This window comes from Ruegeria sp. CG3 (assembly GCF_056537205.1).
The window spans coordinates 1,228,437-1,246,822 of sequence record NZ_JBQFRC010000001.1; the positions used below are offsets into that span (position 1 = coordinate 1,228,437).

Below are 18,386 nucleotides of genomic sequence, written 5' to 3' on the forward strand. Positions count from 1 at the left end.
TGGGTTATTAAGCGGTTTTCAGTTGTTCCTGACGACGCTTCTGCATCCAGGTCTCGATCTGCTCAACCTCCTCGGGTTTCAGGCGCAGTCCCAGTTTGTTTCGACGCCAGATCACATCCTGCGCTGTACGGGCATATTCCTTGTCCATCAGCCATTCGAGCTCACGCTCGGTCAGGGTCGCGCCAAAATCGACGCCCAGATCATCGGCCTGGACCGCGTTCCCGAGGGTGATGCGTGCTTCGGTGCCGTACGCATGTACCAGTCTGTGCGCCCATTTGTCGGTGAGAAATCCGTAGTCGGCCTTCAATCCGGCAACCAGTGCCTCGACCCCGTCGACCGGGAAATCCCCGCCCGGCAGAGCAACTCCCGCAGTCCAAGGGCCAGAGAGGTCTGGGAAGTGCTCGGCCACCTTCTCCATCGCGCTTTCGGCAAGGCGGCGATAGGTTGTGATCTTGCCGCCAAACACATTGAGGACCGGCGCGCCGCCCTCGGCGTCCACTTTCAATGTGTAGTCCCGCGTCGCAGCCGTGGCGCTTTGGGCGCCATCATCATACAGCGGGCGCACGCCGGAGTAGGTCCAGACAATGTCGTCACGCGAGACCGGCTTCTTGAAGTATTTGGACGCGAAGGCACACAGATAATCCTGCTCGGCCTCGGTGCAGACAGGCGGCACGGACGGATCGGGGTGGTCCTGATCAGTGGTCCCGATCAGTGTAAAGTCCTGCTCATAGGGAATGGCGAAGATGATGCGCCCGTCCTCACCTTGGAAGAAGTAACATTTGTCATGGTCGTAGAGACGCGGCGTCACGATATGGCTGCCGCGCACCAGCCGCACGCCCTCGCGTGAGTTCGAACGGATCTTGGTCCGAATGATGTCTCCAACCCACGGCCCGCCCGCATTGATCAGCATCCGCGCGCGCAGTTCACGGGTTTCACCGCTTTCGCAATCCTGCACGGTGATCTGCCAAACATCTTCGCTGCGTTCGGCCGACAGAACCTTGGTGCCCACCAAGATCCGCGCGCCGCGTGCCTCTGCATCGCGTGCGTTCAAGATCACCAGCCTTGAATCCTCGACCCAGCAATCGGAATACTCATACGCGGTTTCGAACTTGTCCTGCAGCGGCGCACCCTCGGGCGCCGTGCGCAGGTTCAATGAACTTGTTCCCGGCAGGATCTTCCGGCCGCCTAGGTTGTCATACATGAACAGCCCCAAACGGATCAGCCAGGCAGGCCGCCGCCCCTTCATCCACGGCAAGACCGTCCCCAACAAGCGCGACGTGGGCGTTTCAGAGTCAAACCGCATGTCCGGGTGATACGGCAGAATGAACCGCATCGGCCAACTGATATGCGGCATGGCACGCAAAAGCGTTTCACGTTCGATCAGGGCCTCGCGGACCAGACGGAACTCGAAATACTCCAGATAGCGCAGCCCTCCGTGAAACAGCTTGGTCGAGGCTGACGAGGTGGCCGAGGCCAGATCGTTCATCTCGGCAAGCGTGACGCTCAACCCGCGCCCGGCCGCGTCGCGCGCGATGCCGCAGCCATTGATGCCGCCACCGATGATGAAAAGATCGGTGATCTGGGTGTCCGACTGTTCCATGTTTGATGATTCCATTTGCAAAAGGGTCGCGCGCATTAACGCGACCGACACTCGTTTAGTCAATTTCGATTTTCGTTTTTGTTCGCTTTGTCGCATCTCGTGCAACTTGATCGTCGTTCACTTCTTTCTCCTTCGGCACCCAGTCAAGAAAACATCAGGCTTGCGCTCGATGCCCAAAAAGAACAAAAACGAACAGAGCCACACCCGCGGAGCCGAATATGTCCCTGTCCTTTCGCCAATCCGACATCCTGAGCCTTGCCAAGCAAAACGGACGTGTCGCGGTCGAGGATCTGGCCGAGCGGTTCAATGTCACTGTCCAGACCATTCGTCGGGACCTGTCGGAACTGTCCGATGCCGGGATGCTGGACCGCGTTCACGGCGGCGCGGTTCTGAGGTCGGGCGTTTCGAATATCGGTTACGAAGACCGCCGCGGATTGAACGACGAAGCCAAGACACGCATTGCCAAACGGTGTGCCGCCGACATACCCGACGGAGCATCGGTGTTCATGAATATCGGCACCTCGACCGAGGCCGTAGCGCGGCAACTTCTGACCCACAAGAACCTGATGGTCGTGACCAACAATATGAACGTGGCCAACATTCTGGTCGAAAACCCTGAATGCGAGATCGTGGTCGCTGGTGGTGTTCTGCGCCGATCAGATGGGGGCCTGATCGGTAATCTGACAGTCTCGACCATTCGTCAGTTCAAGTTTGACTACGCGGTCATAGGGTGTTCTGCGTTGGATAGCGAAGGCGATCTGCTGGATTTCGATTTTCAGGAAGTGAACGTCAGCCAGACAATCATCGCGCAGGCGCGGCATACCAGCCTTGTTGCCGATCACTCGAAATTCCAGCGGTCGGCCCCGGCCCGCATCACGTCATTGTCCGAAATCGACACGTTCTATACAGACGCACCCGTCACATCCGAACTGGCTGCGTGCTGCCGCGAATGGCAGACTCAATTGGTGGTGTGCGGCTAGGGTTCGCTCGCACTTAAGGCGAACGGACGATCCCAAAACTTGCCAGATGGCAGCGGGCCTGACAGTATCACCACCATTGCAATCGTTGCACGGGAGGGGAGGACCGAGCCATGATCGCGCTTTTATTTGCGTTACTTACAGCCGTTATGGCGCTGAACTACTTTGGACGGACAAAAGCCGGAAACGTGGTTTTCTTTCTCACGCTGGCGTTGAGCGTCTATTGGCTCAAGTTTCACGCCACCAGCCAACTGACAATTCAGTTGTAGAAAGGGACGATCATGACACCTGAACTGTCCCGTACTCTGAATGCCCTAGGAATGCTGGCCGTCAGCCTTGTTCTGCTGCTGGCCTATGTCTACCAGCTCAAGCTGTACGAACTGCCCTGCCCGCTCTGCCTGTTGCAGCGAGTTGGCTTCGTTGCGGTTGGTGTTGGTCTGGGCCTGAACCTGCTTTATGGCCCGCGGCCCCAACACTATGCGATCATGCTGATTGCGGCCCTCTACGGCGGCAGCGTGTCGGTGCGGCAGATCCTTCTGCACATCGTGCCGGGAACCGGGCACTATGGCTCTCCTGTGTTGGGCCTGCACTACTATACTTGGGCTGCCATCTGCTTTTTCCTGATCCTGTTGGGCACCGCCATCATGCTGATGTTCGAGAAACAGTATGTCTCGGACACGCGCGCGGAACCACGCTTTGGCGGCAGCACATTGGCAAAGGTCGCGTTCTTCATCATGCTGGGTCTAGCGGTGCTGAACGCCGGTTCGACGCTGTTGGAATGCGGTCCGGGCATCTGCGCCGACCCGCCGACCAGCTACAAATTGATTGACGAACTGGACACCAACAACTGAGGATGGGGCAACCGTCCAGACAGGAGGCGCGACGATGGGACTACTGGGGCAGCCGCTGGGCTATTATGACTACCTGACATTCGTAGCGCTGATCCTACTGCTTGCGGCGGTCATGGCCTTGTTTCTGTTCATCATGGGCCTGCCCGGCCGCATCGCAATCAAACGGAACCACCCCCATGCCGAAGCCGTCAAACTGATGGGATGGATGGGGTTTCTGGCGATCATCCCCTGGGTGCACGCCTTTATCTGGGCCTACCATGATGGCATGACCGTGGACATCCGCCGCTTGCCCGAGGGCGAGCGCGAAGCGATCCGCAAGGAGATCGAGCGCCTTGGCGGGCAGGTCAAGGACGAGTACCGGGCCCCTGCTGCAGACGACCCACAGAAAACCTGACGCCGAAGGAAATCCACCACTATGTTCGTCGCCCTCGGCATCACGCTTTTCTACATCATTTTTGTCTGGTTCATTTTCTTCAAAGCACAATGGCTCAAGTTCAACATTGTCTGGGGGATCGTGTCGTTCTGGGTCGGCGCCCATCTGCTGCTGATCTTCCTGGTCGCGCTCCGGTTCTACCAACCCTTCTCGATCGACAGCCACGTAGTGCGGTCCACCATCCAGATCGTCCCGAAACTGACCCAACCGACCATCCTGACCGAGGTCTTGGTCGAACCCAACACGCCCATCACCAAGGGCGATCCGCTGTACCGGTTTGATGACACGGTGTTCAAGCTGGCCGTCGAGAACGCGCAGGCCCAACTGGTGGCTGCCGAGCAGAACGCCAAAATCCTTGAACAGGACGTGATCGCCTCGACCGAGGCGGTGGAGCGCGCCAATGCCCAGCTGGCTTATGCGATGACGCAGAAGGCGCGCTATGAAAACCTGGTGCCTGCCGGGGGTGCGCGTCAGGACGAGCTGGATCGCTGGAACGAACAAGTGACCGAAGATCAGGCTGCGGTCAAACAGGCTGAGGCCAATCTAAGAAAGGCGCAACTTGCGCAGGAATCACAGATCGACGGAGTGAACACCGGTATCCTTCAAGCCAAGGCGCAGCTGGCCGAAGCACAGTATTTCCTCGATAATACAACGATCTACGCTCCTGAGAACGGTATGATCGTCTCGCAACAGGCCCGTCCCGGCCTTGTGGTCGGTGATATCCGACTTGGGGCCATCGCCAGCTTCGTGACTGAGGATTCGCCCTATATCCTGGCCACATACCGCCAGCAGAACCTGAAATTCGTCGAACCCGGTCAGCCTGTCGAGGTCGCGCTGGACCTGTACCCGGGTGAAATACTGACCGGCAGGGTCGAGGCCATCTGGTGGGCCACCCGGCAGGGGCAATACCTGCCTTCTGGCCGCCTGCCGGGGTTCGAGCTGCCCAAAATTCCCGGGCGCATCGCGGTGCAGATTTCGGTCGACGTCCCCGAAGGGCATACCTTCCCCGCTGGCGGGCACGCGGCCGTGGCCATCTATACCGGGCAAGGCACAAGCTTCGAGTTTCTGCGCCGCATCAACATCCGCCTCTATTCCTTCGCCAACTTCATCCGACCGTTGGATATCTGAGCATGACACACATGAACCCGGACCATCCGCGCAGGCCACGAAACCGCCGCCACATGTTGGTTGGCACCGCGCTGAGCGCCGCGTTGCTGTTTGCATGCACCCCGGTCGGGCCGGATTTTGTGCGCCCCAACTCGCCGGTCGTGAAACAGTGGATGGAGGCCAACAGCCCCAGCGCCAGCCAGGCCAGCGGTCTGACATCACGCAGCGCCCCCGTGGTCAAATGGTGGCAGAGCTTCAATGATCCGACCCTGAACAAGCTGGTGGCCGAGGCCTATGCCCAGAATCTGACGCTTCAGGTCGCAGGCGCGCGCGTGTTGCAGGCCCGCGCGCAACTGGGCATCGCCTTCGGCGAGCTCTATCCGCAATCTCAGGCCGTGGGCGGATCATTGGAGCGGCGCCGGATCAGCGACAACCTCGGTCCCATTGCCGATATCAACCGGATCATTCCGCTGGATACCGAGTTTTCGACGTCGCAGGTGGGATTTGACGCCCAGTGGGAACTGGACGTCTGGGGCGCGCAGCGGCGCGGCGTGCAGGCGGCGCGATCGAACCTGGCGCTACAGGTCGCCAACTATGACGATGCGCTGGTGACGCTGACGGGCGATGTGGCCGCGCTGTACATCAACATCCGCGCCCTGCAGGAGTCGCTGGCCGTCGCGCGCGAGAACATCAAGCTGCAGCAGGAAGCCAATGATCTGACCCAGTTGCGGTTCAACAATGGTGTGACAACGGAATTGGATGTGCAGGAATCCACCGCCCTGCTGAACAACACCAAGGCGCTGGTGCCGACGCTGGAAAGCGATCTGCAGCAGGCCAAGAACGCGCTGGCGGTTCTGTTGGGCTCGACACCGTCGCGCATGACCGGCCTTCTGGGAACGTCCGGGCGGATCCCGTCAGCAAGATCGAACGTCGCCGTCGGTGTTCCGGCCGAACTGCTGCGCCGCCGCCCCGACGTTCGCGCCGCAGAACTGGCTGCAGCCACGCAATCGGCGCAAGTGGGCATTGCCATGGCGGACCTGTATCCGCAGTTCATCCTGTCGGGCTCGATCGGCCTGCAAGCGTCCGGCGGGCGCGACCTGTTCAGCTCGAACAGCACCACAGGTCTGGCCAGCGCCGGCGTGGTCTGGAACGTTCTGAACTATGGGCGGATCAAGAACAACGTGCGCGCGCAGGACGCCGCCTATCAGGCGCTGATCGCCAACTATCAGAACACCGTGCTGACCGCCTATTCCGAGGTCGAAAGCGCCATGGTTGCCTATGCCCAGGCGCGCAAGCAGGTGACGTTCTACCAACGCAGCGTCGACGCAGCGAGCAAGGCCGCCGACATTGCCGTCAGCCAGTATCGCGACGGCATCGCAGACTATTCCCGCGTGCTGAACACGCAGACCGCGCTTCTGCGCTCGCAAGCCAACCTGATCGAGGCGCGCCAGCAGGTGTCGTCGAATCTGGTCGCGGTCTACAAGGGTCTGGGCGGGGGCTGGCAGATCCGTCAGAATCAGGAGTTTCTGCCGGAAACCGTACTGGCCGAGATGTCCTATCGCACCGATTGGGGGGACCTGCTGCAGCAGGACCCAACACGCGCAAGTCTGAACTAGGCGCTATTTCGTCAGGCCCGTCAGGCCGCCAGAGATCAGGATGTTCACCTCGTAAAGGATGCGCGGCGCGGCCAGACCGCCTGGACTGGCAAGATAGTTGGGGCTCCACTCCGGGTCGAACTTTTGCTTGAAGGCGCGCAGCCCCTCGAAGTGATAGAACTGCTCGCCGTGCTCGTAGACGAAGCCGCCGATCCGGTTCCAGAGCGAGGCGAGTTGCCGGTTCTCGATCCCGGAAAACGGCGCGGCCCCCAATGAGAACCAATTGAACCCTTGGCCGGCGCCCCAGTTCATCATCTCGGCGAACAGAGCGTCCATGACAAAGCTGGGGCAGTCGGGCTCGTACCGCATCAGATCCAGCGACAATTCCGACTTGTTGCCACCCTGAAACAGGTTGGCAAAAGCCACGATATTGCCTGTCTCGCCGTTCTTCAGAACCGCATGATCGAAATAGGACAAATACTGCTCGTCGAACCCGCCTAGGGCAAAACCCTTTTCCGCGCCCGCCTTGCCTTCCAGCCAGTGATCCGAGATCTGGCGCAGTTCGGGCAGGACCGGTGCAAGCTGTTCTTTGGGAATGATCTCGAAGACATATCCTTCACGCTCGGCCCGGTTCCGGGCCTGACGGAACCGCTTGCGGGATTTGCCGTCCAGCGTGAAGTCCTTCAGCGGAACCCGGGCAACCTCACCGATCTTGAGGATCGACAACCCGAGGTCCAGAAACGTAGGCAGGTACTTGGTGGACACGCTGTAAAATGCGCAGAGCTTGCCTTCGGCATCGGCCATTTCGCGCAACTGCCAAATCAGTTGGTGGCCGGCGGCCTCATCACCGACAGGCTCGCCCTTGCTGATCAACGCGTTGCCGGAATCGGCATAGGCCAGAAAGGCGCTTTCATCTGGCGCGATCAGGAACTGCTTGTCGCCGGTCAGGCTGATCTGCGCCTCGGTGTCTTCGCTGGCCAGCGCCAAACGTTCGACCGCCGCAGGAATCTCGGTGCGGTGACGTGCGGGGATGGTGCGTCCGAACAGCGAGTTCACGGCCACCACCCCGACGATGACCGCCACCACCATGCTGGAGCGCAGGAACCGCGAGGCATCGCCATTCCATGCAAACTCCCACCACAACGCGTTTTCGTATTCGACATGGGAATAGGCGAACAACCCGATCCAGAAGATCACCGCCAGCAACGCGATCAGACTGACCAGCCAAGGAATGTTCAGCCGGAAGATAGAGGCGCCGCTTACCCGGTAGAAAGCCCCCCGAAACAGGGCCAACAAACCGATGGCTGCAAGCATTCCGATGGCCTCATGCGTATCCAGCCCCTTGGCCAGCGACGCGAAGAACCCGGCCAGCATCAGGATCATGGCAACGATCCATGCCCGGTAGAGCTTGCGGTACAGCCCCCGCGCCACAAGCAGCAGCAGAACGCCAATGGCGCTTCCGGCCAGATGCGATGCCTCGACGAAGGACAGGGGCAGAAACTCGCGCAGGATCCCCAGCTTCGTCGAGCTGGCAGGCAAGGTGCCGGACACCAGAAGAACCACACCGGCCACTGCCGCGATACCGGCAGCCACCATCGGCACGATTGGCCGGACGGCCCGATAGAACCAAGTAGCCGCGCCGCTGATGTGATGCCGGTGTGCCAGCGCCGAAGCGACGGCGATCGACAGGCTTGCGATGGCAAATGGCAAAAACGTGTAGACAACCCGGTAGAGCAGCAAGGCGGCAATCACGTCCGACCGACCCGAGGCCCCCAGCCCTGCGATCAAAGTGGCTTCGAACACACCGATTCCGCCCGGCGCATGGCTGAGAATCCCAACTGCGATTGCGCAGATATAGATGGTGAAGAAATACGGATAACCGACGCCTAGATCGTCGGGCATCAGAACATAAAGAGCCATCGACGCGCCGAACAGATCCCCGATTGCGGCCAGTGTCAAAAGGCTGGCCAACTTGCCTCCGGGCAGGTCAAATCCCACTCCGCCAAAGGCCAGCCGACGCCCGCCTTTGGCCAGCCATACAAACAGAACCAGCAGACCGACCAGCAGGGCAACCCCGATGACCGTTTCAAGAGTTCCACTGATCGGCAGCGCTTGGGCGATCCCGTCCGGATGAAGCGTCATCATTCCGCCGAGGATCAGGATCAGGCCCATCCAGAAAGCCACCCATGATGTGGCGATCACGCCCGCGACCCGTCCCAGATCCAACCCCAGCGACGCATAGATCCGATAGCGGATCGCCGTGCCCGTGATGTACGAAAATCCGAGGCAATTCGACACCGCATAGCCGCTGGCCCCGGCCATGGCCGCGATGCGAAGGGGGACCGTTCCCCCCGCCACGCTCTGCACGGCGAAGACGTCATAGAAGGACAGAGACAGAAAACTGAAGGCCGTCCAGAACACGGCAAGGAACATCACCCGCCAAGACGTTCCGGCAATGTCAGATTGCACGTCCGACCATTTCACATGGCTCGACAGGTCGTGCAGCACCGTCAACGCGATCAGCGTTATCACCACAGGTATCGCAAGCCTGACGACCGGCTGCTCCAACAGACCGGTCCCCCGGGCAATCAGGATTTCCGCCCGCGAGTTTTCGCCTGGGTCTGCTGTGCTCATATTGATTTCCCTGCCCATGGGCTTGATCAAGCCTGCGGGAAAACTCTTGCACAAATCGTTTGGTATTCAAAGCTATGCCGCGCTGGTGAATGGCGGGCGGTTCAGAAGCGGCCTTTTCGGGTGGACAGAAGCAGATTGGTCTCGGAGCGGGTCACGCCTTCGATGCGGCGGATCTGGAACAGAACCTCGTCCAGTTCGGCCAGCGTCTCGGTCCCGATCTCGGCGATCAGGTCCCATCCGCCATTGGTGGAATGCACCGCCCGCACCTGCCGCATCGCCGCGATCCGGGCCATGATGCGCTCGGTCCCGCGCCCTTCGATTTCCAGCATCATCAGCCCGCGCACCGGGCTTTGCGCGACGTCCCGACGGGTCAGGACAGTAAAGCCCACAATCTCACCCGATTGCTTGAGCCGCTGCAGCCGGCTGCGCACGGTCGTCCGCGTTACACCCAGCACTTCTGCAAGCTCTGACAGGGACGCGCGAGCGTCTCGGTGAAGGGCGCTGAGCAAGCGGCTGTCCAGATCGTCCATTCCGTGTTTCCATTTTGGATTTTCAGATTTCATTTTGAGCATTTTGCCTCCTTCACGCAACCCGCATTGCATCGCTAAATGAACGTATGGATACCAAATCAGTCATTCTCGTTGGTGCCGGCATGGACGTCGGCAAGCGGCGACAGGGTTGCCGGATGGGACCCGACGCGTACCGGGTGGCCGGAATCTCCGAGGCGCTGTCCGACCTCGGGCACACGGTCACAGACTTTGGCGACACCCGCCCGGACACTGTCGACATGCCGCAACATGATCACCTCTTTGCCCTACCCGAATGCGTAGGTTGGACGCGGGCTTTGATCCGGGTCGCGCAACAGGCGGCCCAACAAGGTCTGCCGATCTTCATGGGCGGGGACCACGCCCTGTCGATGGGCACGGTCTCTGGCATGGCCGCCCATGCGCAGCAGATCGGGCGCCCACTATTCGTGCTTTGGCTGGACGCGCACAGCGATTTCCACACGCCCAACAGCACCGGCAGCGGCAACCTGCATGGCACTCCGGTGGCCTACTTCACGGGCCAGCCCGGGTTCGACGCCTTCCCCGCTTTGGATGCTCCGATACCCACGGACCGCGTCGGCATGATCGGCCTGCGCTCGGTCGATCCGGCCGAGCGCGCGGCGCTGGAGAAAGACCGCGCCATGCTGGCCGACATGCGCAGCATCGACGAACACGGCATCAAGGCCCCGCTGATGGCCTTTCTGGAACGCGTCCGTGCCGCGAACGGTATTCTGCATGTCTCTCTGGACGTGGATTTCCTTGACCCCGCCATCGCGCCGGCCGTCGGCACCACCGTTCCCGGCGGCGCGACCGAACGCGAAGCGCATCTGGCCATGGAACTGCTGCACGAAAGCGGGCTGGTCTGCTCGCTGGACCTGGTCGAGCTGAATCCTTTCCTGGATGAGCGCGGCCGTACCGCGAAACTGATGGTCGACCTGGCCGCCTCGCTGCTTGGGCGCCGCATCTTCGACCGCATTACCCGGAGCTTCTGATGCATTCCCTTCAGGCCCCTTCGGCGGTGGTCATGATCCGGCCACACGCCTTTGCCTCGAACCCCGAGACCCGTGACGACAATGCGTTCCAGACGCTGGCCAACCGCTCGGCCGAGGCGACCTCGGCCGCCGCCCGCGACGAGCATGACCGCGCGGTCGAGCAACTGCGCAACGCCGGCGTGACCGTGCATGTGTTCGACGATTTCGGTGACAACGACACGCCCGACAGCGTGTTTCCGAACAACTGGTTCTCGACCCATCCGGGCGGACACGTGGCGATCTATCCGATGTTCGTCCCCTCGCGCCGGCGCGAACGGCGGATGGATGTGATCGAGATGCTGAAACGCGACTATCGCGTACAGGACGTGATCGACTATTCCGGGCTCGAGCAGGACAACCTCGCGCTGGAGGGCACCGGTGCGATGGTGCTCGATCACGTCGGGCGCATTGCCTATACCGTCAAATCCAACCGCGCCGACCCGGTGCTGCTGGAACGGTTCTGCACCCATTTCAACTACGAGCCCATCGCCTTCGAGGCCCGCGACGCGCAAGGCCGCGATGTCTATCACACCAATGTTCTGATGGGGATCGGCACGCATTACGCCCTGATCTGTCTGGACATGATCACCGACCCCGAGCGGCGCGCGACCGTTCGGGCGCGGCTCGAGGAATCCGGCCGCACGGTGATCGACCTGACCCACGACCAGATCGCCGAATTTGCCGGTAACGTCATCGAACTGACAGGCCGCGACGGGCTGGTTCTGGCGCTGTCCAGCCGGGCATTGGCCGCGCTGCGCCCGGATCAGATCGACATCATCCAGGACAGCGCGACGCCCCTGCCGCTGTCCGTTCCCACCATCGAAACCGCCGGCGGGTCGGTGCGCTGCATGATCGCAGGCATCCACCTGTCACGCCGCTAGGAGAGACCCCATGCAACCTTCCGACAAGGCGCTTGTTCCCTTCGTATCCGTCGACAACATGATGCGGCTGATTCACCACATCGGTGTCGAAAGAATGATCACCGAGATCGCCGCCCAGATCGAGGACGACTTCAAACGGTGGGAGAGCTTTGACAAGACCCCGCGCATCCCGGCCCATTCCCCGCATGGCGTGATCGAACTGATGCCGACCTCGGATGGCGAGGCCTATGGGTTCAAATATGTGAACGGCCACCCCAAGAACACTTCCGAAGGCCTGCAGACCGTCACCGCGTTCGGCCTGCTTGCGGACGTGTACACCGGGTATCCGACCCTGCTGACCGAGATGACGATGCTGACGGCGCTGCGCACCGCGGCCACTTCGGCGCTTGTCGGCAAATATCTGGCCCCAAAAAACGCCTCGACGATGGCGATGATCGGCAATGGCGCGCAATCCGAGTTCCAGTGCCTGGCCTTCAAGGCCATGTGCGGAATTGATACCGTTCGCCTTTACGACATCGATCCCGCCGCCACCTCGAAATGCGCGGCCAATCTGCAAGGGACCGGGTTGAAGGTGGTTTCGTGTCGCTCGGCCGAAGAGGCGATCGAGGGCGCGCAGATCATCACCACCTGCACCGCCGACAAGAAATATGCCACCATCCTGACCGACAACATGGTCGGCCCCGGTGTGCACATCAACGCGATCGGAGGCGACTGCCCCGGCAAGACCGAATTGCATCGCGACATACTTCTGCGGTCCGACATTTTCGTGGAATACCCCGAGCAGACCCGGATCGAAGGTGAAATCCAGGCGCTGGACCCCGACCACCCGGTCACCGAGATGTGGCAGGTCATCACCGGCCAGGCCGAAGGTCGCCGTGACGACCGGCAGATCACTCTGTTTGACAGCGTCGGCTTTGCGATCGAGGACTTCTCGGCTCTGCGCTACGTCAAGCGCTCGATCGAGGGAACCGAGTTTTTCGAGCCCCTGGACATGCTGGCGGACCCGGACGATCCGCGCGACCTGTTTGGCATGCTCATGCGGGCCAAGTGAGCCGTTTCGCCCGATTTAGACGTTAGGCCGGATGGGGACGCTGCCCCCGTTCAGTCTTTGCGACACTGAGGTATTGGGTCCACTGCGGCACCGAGACTTCGTGCCGCCCGAATTTTGTATGCGCGCGGCAGAGCCATGCATCACAGCCCGTGCCTGGATTGCCCAAAACCTCAGCCGGCAAGCGATGGCAGATACAGAACGATCGCCGGAAACGCGACCAGCAGCGCAATCGTCACCGCATCAGCGACGAAGAACGGAGCCACGCCCTTGAACACGTCCTGAACGCTCAGGTCCGGGCGCACGCCGGCGACCACGAAGCAGTTCAGGCCGATTGGCGGCGTGATCAGACAGAACTCGGCCATCTTGACCACCAGAATACCAAACCAGATCGCGCACATGGGGCCCGACATGCCGAATGTGCTGTCGGCCGCGCTTACCGCCTCGCCCCCGTTCAGGGCCATGACGGCAGGATAGACCACCGGCAGAGTCAGCAGCAGCATCCCGATTGCATCCATGAACATGCCAAGCACTGCATAGGCCAACAGGATACAGATCAGGATCAGCATGGGTGACATATGGAGGGAAGTAATCCAATCCGAGAACGCTCCGGGCAGGTCGGCGAAACCCAGAAAGCGCACGTAGATCAAGACACCCCAGATGATCGAGAAGATCATCGCCGTCAGCTTGGCGGTTTCCAACAACGCCGACTTCAGCTCGGTCCAGCGCATGCCGTGAAACAGCGCAAAGCAGAACACGATGAATGCACCGATTGCGCCGCCCTCGGTCGGCGTTCCCCACGCCTTGTCACCAAATGGGTTGTAGACAAAACAGATGATGATCAGGATTACCGCGAAGATCGGCAGCGCACCGGGCAACGCGGCAAAGCGCTGTTTCCAGGTAAAGCCCCGTACCGGCGGACCCACGTTTTTGAAGAAAACCGCGATACCGATGATCAGCAGTCCGTAGATCACCGCCGAAAACGCACCTGGGATGAACCCGGCGAGCAGCAGTTTGCCCACGTCCTGCTCGACGATGATCGCGTAGATCACGAGGATCGCGGAAGGTGGGATCAGCGACGCCAAAGTACCGCCTGCGGCCACGACGCCTGCGGCAAACCTTTTGTTGTAGCCGACGTCCAGCATCTCGGGGATGGCAATGCGGGCAAAGACGGCCGACGTAGCCACTGACGCGCCTGACACGGCTGCAAAGCCGGCCGTCGCGAAAACCGTGGACACCGCCAAACCACCCGGCACCCAGGCGACCCAGCGCTTGGCCGCTTCGAACAACGCCCGGGTCAATCCCGCGTAATAGGCCAGGTATCCGATCAGGATGAAAGTTGGGATCAGGCTGAGCGTGTGCGAGGCCACTTTGGAATGCGGCACCTGCCCCGCCGTCTTGACGGCAACGGTCAAAGCCTTACCAAACCGATCCGGGTCGTATCCGAATTTGGCCCAGAATATCCAGACCAGCCCTACCAGCCCTGCAAGGCCTGCGGCAAACGCAACGCGCATGCCCCCGACGACAAGAACCAGCAGGCCGCCCGTGACCCACAGGCCGATTTCAATCGTGTCCATTTGTCAGTCCTGCCTCTCAAACTGCTCGGCTTCGGCCGCGGCCTGCGCGGCGGCGTCCTGGATCAGCGGCACCGCAACCGGAGTTTCCAGCCCCAACAGGAACGCCCGACCATACCCCCAGACCTGGAGACACAACCGCAGACACAAAACGGAGAAGGCAACTGGCGCCAACAGCTTGGCGGGCCAGATCGGAATACCAATGTCGATCGAGCTGTCACGGCTCCACATCGGTGCGCCGAAATCAAACGATCGATCGAAATGGGACCAGCTGCCCCAGACCAAAGCCAACATCAGGACCAGGATCAGTACGACCGAAATCAGCTCGAACAACCACATTGCGCGCCCGTGCAGCCGTGCGATCACGATGTCCATGCGGATGTGCCCGCCGTCTCGCTGCACATAGGAAATGCCAAGAAACGCGATCAGAGGCATGGCCTGCTCGATCCAGTCGACATAGCCCGGCAATGGCGCGTTGATCGCGTTGCGTCCGCTGACGGACACAACAGCCAACACCATCAAACCGAAAACGGCGATGCCGCTGAGAAGGGCCAGAAATCGTTCAAGTTGCAGCAATTGCCGGTCGAGACGGCTCAGGAGGCTGCCGTCCTCCAATACCGTGGCGTGTCCTGCCATCCGGTTGTCCCCTGTTCCAGATGATCCCGGGGGCGTTTCAGCCCCCGGCTGTTTTTTATCAGTTGCCGCCGCGCTGCTGCTTCAGCGTTGCCTGCACCAGGTCGTAAAGATCCTGCGCCGGCAGGCCTTGGGCGGACATGTCGGCAATCCACTGGTCGCGGATCGGGTCGGCCGCCTTGGCACGGAACTCGTCCAGAACCGAGTCATCGATCATGACTTTCTGAACGCCCTTTTCTTCGAGCACGCCATCCCACTTTTTCAGCAGCTCACCGTAGTTGGTCAGGTAGTGGTCAATCGCCTCGTCGATCGAGCTGTCCAGCGCCTCACGGTGCTCGGGCGGCAGTGCTTCATAGGCGTCGATGTTCACGACCACCGGGCAGTTCACCGTGCCGGGGTTCAGGTTCGCGGTCCACCAGTCGGCCTCATTGATGGTGCCGAACGACAGGTGTGCGTGCTGAGCAAATGCGACGGTGTCCACAACACCGGACTGCATCGCATTGTAGGCTTCGGTCGCCGGAACCGATGTCGGAACGGCACCAACGGCCTCGAACGCCTGACCAAGGCCCCCGGTCGCACGAACGCGCATACCTTCAAACTCTGCCAGTTCGTCACGCGGCTCGCCTGTCCCGACCAGATTGTACTGCGGCATCGGCGAGGTCATGAGGATCCGAGCGTTCCACTGAGCCATCTCTTCCTTGACCGCAGGGTGATCGTAGACCGCGTGGCTGACGGCCACTTCCTCATCCAGTGTGTTCACACCCAGGAACGGCAGTTCCAGGACGGTGATCGCGCGGTTCTTGTCGCGATGGTAACCAGCGCAGAACTGGGCCATCTCGAAGGCGCCGATTTCGATGCCGTCCAGGTTTTCCTTGGGCTTGGAAAGGCCGCCATAGCTGACGTTGATGGTGAACGCGCCATCGGTTTTCTCGCTGACCAGTTCGGCCAGTTTCTCAACATGTTCGGTGAAGGCGCGGCGCTTGCCCCAGACCGAGGCATTCCACTCGGTCGCAGCCGCCTCGGTGACAAAAGCAACGCCAAGGGCGGCGATGGCCGCTCCGCTCAACATCTTGTTCATAATGATCTCTCCCATTGGTGCACCCCCTCCCGGGGCGCTTGAGAGTAAAGCTAGCGCCAACATCGACACGTGCCAAGCCCCGCCGCCCGAATGGTGCACCCGTGAAAGCGTTGATTTCTGCACGGCCCAGAAAGCCCCGCCGACACGTTCGACCCACAGGAGAAAAGGTGTCACACTGGGCCGTTAACAAATCCATAATCTGTAAATAATTGTTTTTTATCATGTTATCGCAAACTCAACTCGGTCGAATTTACAAAATGGCTCGAGAAACGGAAACTTGTTTACAAACAAATCCAAGGATTACGGCAATTTATTTCTTTCTTTTCTCGAAGGCGTATTATCCCGACCGGGGAGGAAACGGATCGACAATGCCAATCAATTGGGCAAACTCGGTCCACCTGAAGTCCAGTCAGAGGGAGGAGCCTCAGAATGACCACCGCTGCCCAGGCAGAAGCCAAGGTATTTCCGCCATCCGCAGAAACCGTCGCTCGCGCTCATGTCGATGCCGAAAAATACACCCAGATGTACGAGGCATCTGTCAACGACCCCGTGAAATTCTGGGGTGAGCATGGCAAGCGGATCGACTGGATCAAGCCCTACGCCCAGGTCAAGGACGTCAACTACGATTTCGGCTCGGTCAAGATCAACTGGTATGCCGACGGCACGCTGAACGTCTCGGCCAACTGCCTGGACCGTCACCTGAAGACCCGCGGCGATCAGACCGCGATCATCTGGGAACCGGATGATCCGAACGACGAAGCCCAGCACATCACCTATGCCGAGCTGCACCGTCGCACCTGCCGCATGGCGAACATTCTGGAATCGATGGGCGTGCGCAAAGGCGACCGGGTCGTCATCTATCTGCCGATGATCCCCGAGGCCGCCTATGCCATGCTCGCCTGCGCCCGCATTGGCGCGATCCACTCGATCGTGTTTGCCGGCTTCTCGCCCGACGCGCTGGCCGCTCGGGTCAACGGTTGTGACGCCAAGGTCATCATCACCGCCGACGAGGCCCCGCGCGGCGGCCGCAAGACTCCGCTGAAATCGAACGCCGACGCCGCCCTGCTGCACTGCAAGGACACGGTAAAGTGTCTGGTGGTCAAGCGCACCGGTGGCCAGACGACCTGGATCGACGGGCGCGACTTCGACTACAACGAAATGGCGCTGGAGGCCGACGATTATTGTGCGCCGGCCGAGATGAACGCCGAAGATCCGCTGTTCATCCTTTACACCTCGGGCTCGACCGGACAGCCGAAAGGCGTGGTGCACACCACCGGCGGCTACCTGGTTTATGCCGCGATGACCCACGAAATCACCTTCGACTATCATGACGGCGACATCTACTGGTGTACGGCGGACGTGGGCTGGGTCACCGGCCACAGCTATATCGTCTATGGCCCGCTGGCCAATGGCGCGACCACACTGATGTTCGAAGGCGTGCCGACCTATCCCGACGCCTCGCGGTTCTGGCAGGTTTGCGAGAAGCACAAGGTCAACCAGTTCTACACCGCCCCCACCGCGATCCGCGCGCTCATGGGTCAGGGCAACGAGTTCGTAGAAAAATGCGACCTGAGTTCCCTGAAAACGCTCGGCACGGTGGGCGAACCCATCAACCCCGAGGCCTGGAACTGGTACAATGAGGTGGTCGGCAAGGGGAAATGCCCGATCGTCGACACCTGGTGGCAGACCGAGACCGGCGGCCACATGATGACCCCCCTGCCCGGCGCGCATGCGACCAAGCCCGGTTCGGCGATGAAACCCTTCTTTGGCGTTCAACCCGTCGTGCTGGATCCGCAGTCGGGCGTCGAGATCACCGGCAACGGGGTCGAAGGCGTGCTGTGCATCAAGGACAGCTGGCCGGGCCAGATGCGCACCGTATGGGGCGACCATGAGCGGTTCGAGAAGACCTATTTCTCAGACTACAAGGGGTATTACTTCACCGGTGACGGCTGCCGCCGCGACGAAGATGGCGATTACTGGATCACCGGCCGCGTCGATGACGTCATCAACGTCTCGGGCCACCGCATGGGCACCGCCGAAGTCGAAAGCGCGCTGGTGGCTCACGCCGCCGTCGCCGAAGCGGCCGTCGTTGGTTATCCCCATGAAATCAAGGGCCAAGGCATCTATTGCTACGTCACCCTGATGAATGACCGAGAGCCCTCGGATGAATTGCTGAAAGAGCTGCGCACATGGGTCCGGACAGAAATCGGACCGATCGCCAGCCCCGACGTGATCCAGTGGGCTCCGGGCCTGCCCAAGACCCGTTCGGGCAAGATCATGCGCCGCATTCTGCGCAAGATCGCCGAGAACGACTTCGGCTCGCTGGGCGATACCTCGACCCTGGCCGACCCGTCCGTCGTCGAAGATCTGATCGCCAACCGGGCCAACAAGTGAGGGCG

The 18,386-nt window shown here is 60.8% G+C and carries 16 protein-coding genes; 10 read left to right on the forward strand and 6 right to left on the reverse strand.

Annotated features, from left to right (window positions below; all coding sequences use genetic code 11):
• Positions 1–7: 7 nt before the first annotated feature.
• The gene (glpD, locus tag ACR0NB_RS06130) at positions 8–1,600 is read right to left on the reverse strand and encodes a glycerol-3-phosphate dehydrogenase (protein WP_480775189.1); all 1,593 of its coding nucleotides are present in this window, start codon (positions 1,598–1,600) and stop codon (positions 8–10) included.
• 218 nt (positions 1,601–1,818) lie between these two features.
• Between glpD and ACR0NB_RS06135 the strand changes: the two genes are divergently transcribed.
• The 6 genes from ACR0NB_RS06135 to ACR0NB_RS06160 all read left to right on the forward strand — a co-directional run bounded on the left by ACR0NB_RS06135 (position 1,819) and on the right by ACR0NB_RS06160 (position 6,584).
• Positions 1,819–2,580 (forward strand): DeoR/GlpR family DNA-binding transcription regulator, encoded by a 762-nt coding sequence (locus ACR0NB_RS06135; protein ID WP_170419204.1) that lies wholly within the window; start codon positions 1,819–1,821, stop codon positions 2,578–2,580.
• A gap of 110 nt (positions 2,581–2,690) precedes the next feature.
• Positions 2,691–2,846, forward strand: a complete 156-nt coding sequence (locus ACR0NB_RS06140) for a DUF5993 family protein (protein WP_170339565.1) — start codon at positions 2,691–2,693, stop codon at positions 2,844–2,846.
• 12 nt (positions 2,847–2,858) lie between these two features.
• Complete coding sequence (locus ACR0NB_RS06145; protein ID WP_170339003.1) at positions 2,859–3,428, forward strand: disulfide bond formation protein B; 570 nt, start codon at positions 2,859–2,861, stop codon at positions 3,426–3,428.
• 34 nt (positions 3,429–3,462) lie between these two features.
• The gene (locus tag ACR0NB_RS06150) at positions 3,463–3,822 is read left to right on the forward strand and encodes a DUF3302 domain-containing protein (protein ID WP_093961840.1); all 360 of its coding nucleotides are present in this window, start codon (positions 3,463–3,465) and stop codon (positions 3,820–3,822) included.
• A gap of 21 nt (positions 3,823–3,843) precedes the next feature.
• Positions 3,844–4,989: an HlyD family secretion protein gene (locus tag ACR0NB_RS06155; protein ID WP_480775190.1), complete on the forward strand. Its 1,146-nt coding sequence runs from the start codon at positions 3,844–3,846 to the stop codon at positions 4,987–4,989.
• Between the two features lie 2 nt (positions 4,990–4,991).
• Positions 4,992–6,584, forward strand: coding sequence for an efflux transporter outer membrane subunit (locus ACR0NB_RS06160; RefSeq protein ID WP_480775191.1), 1,593 nt, complete (start codon positions 4,992–4,994; stop codon positions 6,582–6,584).
• A 3-nt stretch (positions 6,585–6,587) separates the two neighbouring features.
• Here ACR0NB_RS06160 and mprF read toward each other — a convergent pair whose 3' ends face one another.
• Both mprF and ACR0NB_RS06170 read right to left on the reverse strand, forming a co-directional pair.
• The gene (gene mprF / locus ACR0NB_RS06165) at positions 6,588–9,197 is read right to left on the reverse strand and encodes a bifunctional lysylphosphatidylglycerol flippase/synthetase MprF (RefSeq protein ID WP_480775192.1); all 2,610 of its coding nucleotides are present in this window, start codon (positions 9,195–9,197) and stop codon (positions 6,588–6,590) included.
• A gap of 101 nt (positions 9,198–9,298) precedes the next feature.
• On the reverse strand, positions 9,299–9,727 hold the full coding sequence (locus tag ACR0NB_RS06170; RefSeq protein WP_093961837.1) for an Lrp/AsnC family transcriptional regulator: 429 nt from the start codon (positions 9,725–9,727) through the stop codon (positions 9,299–9,301).
• A gap of 86 nt (positions 9,728–9,813) precedes the next feature.
• On the opposite strand from ACR0NB_RS06170, the gene rocF reads away from it, so the two are divergent.
• The 3 genes from rocF to ACR0NB_RS06185 are packed head-to-tail and all read left to right on the forward strand — an operon-like array spanning position 9,814 to position 12,705.
• Positions 9,814–10,734, forward strand: coding sequence for an arginase (gene rocF, locus ACR0NB_RS06175; protein WP_480775193.1), 921 nt, complete (start codon positions 9,814–9,816; stop codon positions 10,732–10,734).
• Positions 10,734–11,654 carry a citrulline utilization hydrolase CtlX gene (gene ctlX / locus ACR0NB_RS06180; protein ID WP_480775194.1) on the forward strand — a complete coding sequence of 307 codons (921 nt, stop codon included), beginning with the start codon at positions 10,734–10,736 and terminating at the stop codon, positions 11,652–11,654. Before rocF ends, ctlX begins: the two co-directional genes overlap by 1 nt.
• Before the next feature lie 10 nt (positions 11,655–11,664).
• Entirely contained in the window at positions 11,665–12,705 is a 1,041-nt protein-coding gene (locus ACR0NB_RS06185) for an ornithine cyclodeaminase (RefSeq protein WP_480775195.1), read from the forward strand.
• Between the two features lie 170 nt (positions 12,706–12,875).
• Here ACR0NB_RS06185 and ACR0NB_RS06190 read toward each other — a convergent pair whose 3' ends face one another.
• From ACR0NB_RS06190 to ACR0NB_RS06200, 3 genes are read right to left on the reverse strand one after another with little or no spacing between them, the layout of a single operon-like run.
• The gene (locus ACR0NB_RS06190) at positions 12,876–14,279 is read right to left on the reverse strand and encodes a TRAP transporter large permease (protein ID WP_170437255.1); all 1,404 of its coding nucleotides are present in this window, start codon (positions 14,277–14,279) and stop codon (positions 12,876–12,878) included.
• Between the two features lie 3 nt (positions 14,280–14,282).
• The gene (locus tag ACR0NB_RS06195; protein WP_480775196.1) at positions 14,283–14,912 is read right to left on the reverse strand and encodes a TRAP transporter small permease subunit; all 630 of its coding nucleotides are present in this window, start codon (positions 14,910–14,912) and stop codon (positions 14,283–14,285) included.
• Positions 14,913–14,970: 58 nt separating this feature from the next.
• Positions 14,971–15,987 (reverse strand): C4-dicarboxylate TRAP transporter substrate-binding protein, encoded by a 1,017-nt coding sequence (locus ACR0NB_RS06200; protein WP_170340073.1) that lies wholly within the window; start codon positions 15,985–15,987, stop codon positions 14,971–14,973.
• 429 nt (positions 15,988–16,416) lie between these two features.
• Here ACR0NB_RS06200 and acs point away from each other — a divergent pair, with 429 nt between their 5' ends.
• Positions 16,417–18,381 carry an acetate--CoA ligase gene (acs, locus tag ACR0NB_RS06205; RefSeq protein WP_480775197.1) on the forward strand — a complete coding sequence of 655 codons (1,965 nt, stop codon included), beginning with the start codon at positions 16,417–16,419 and terminating at the stop codon, positions 18,379–18,381.
• The last annotated feature ends 5 nt before the right edge of the window (positions 18,382–18,386 follow it).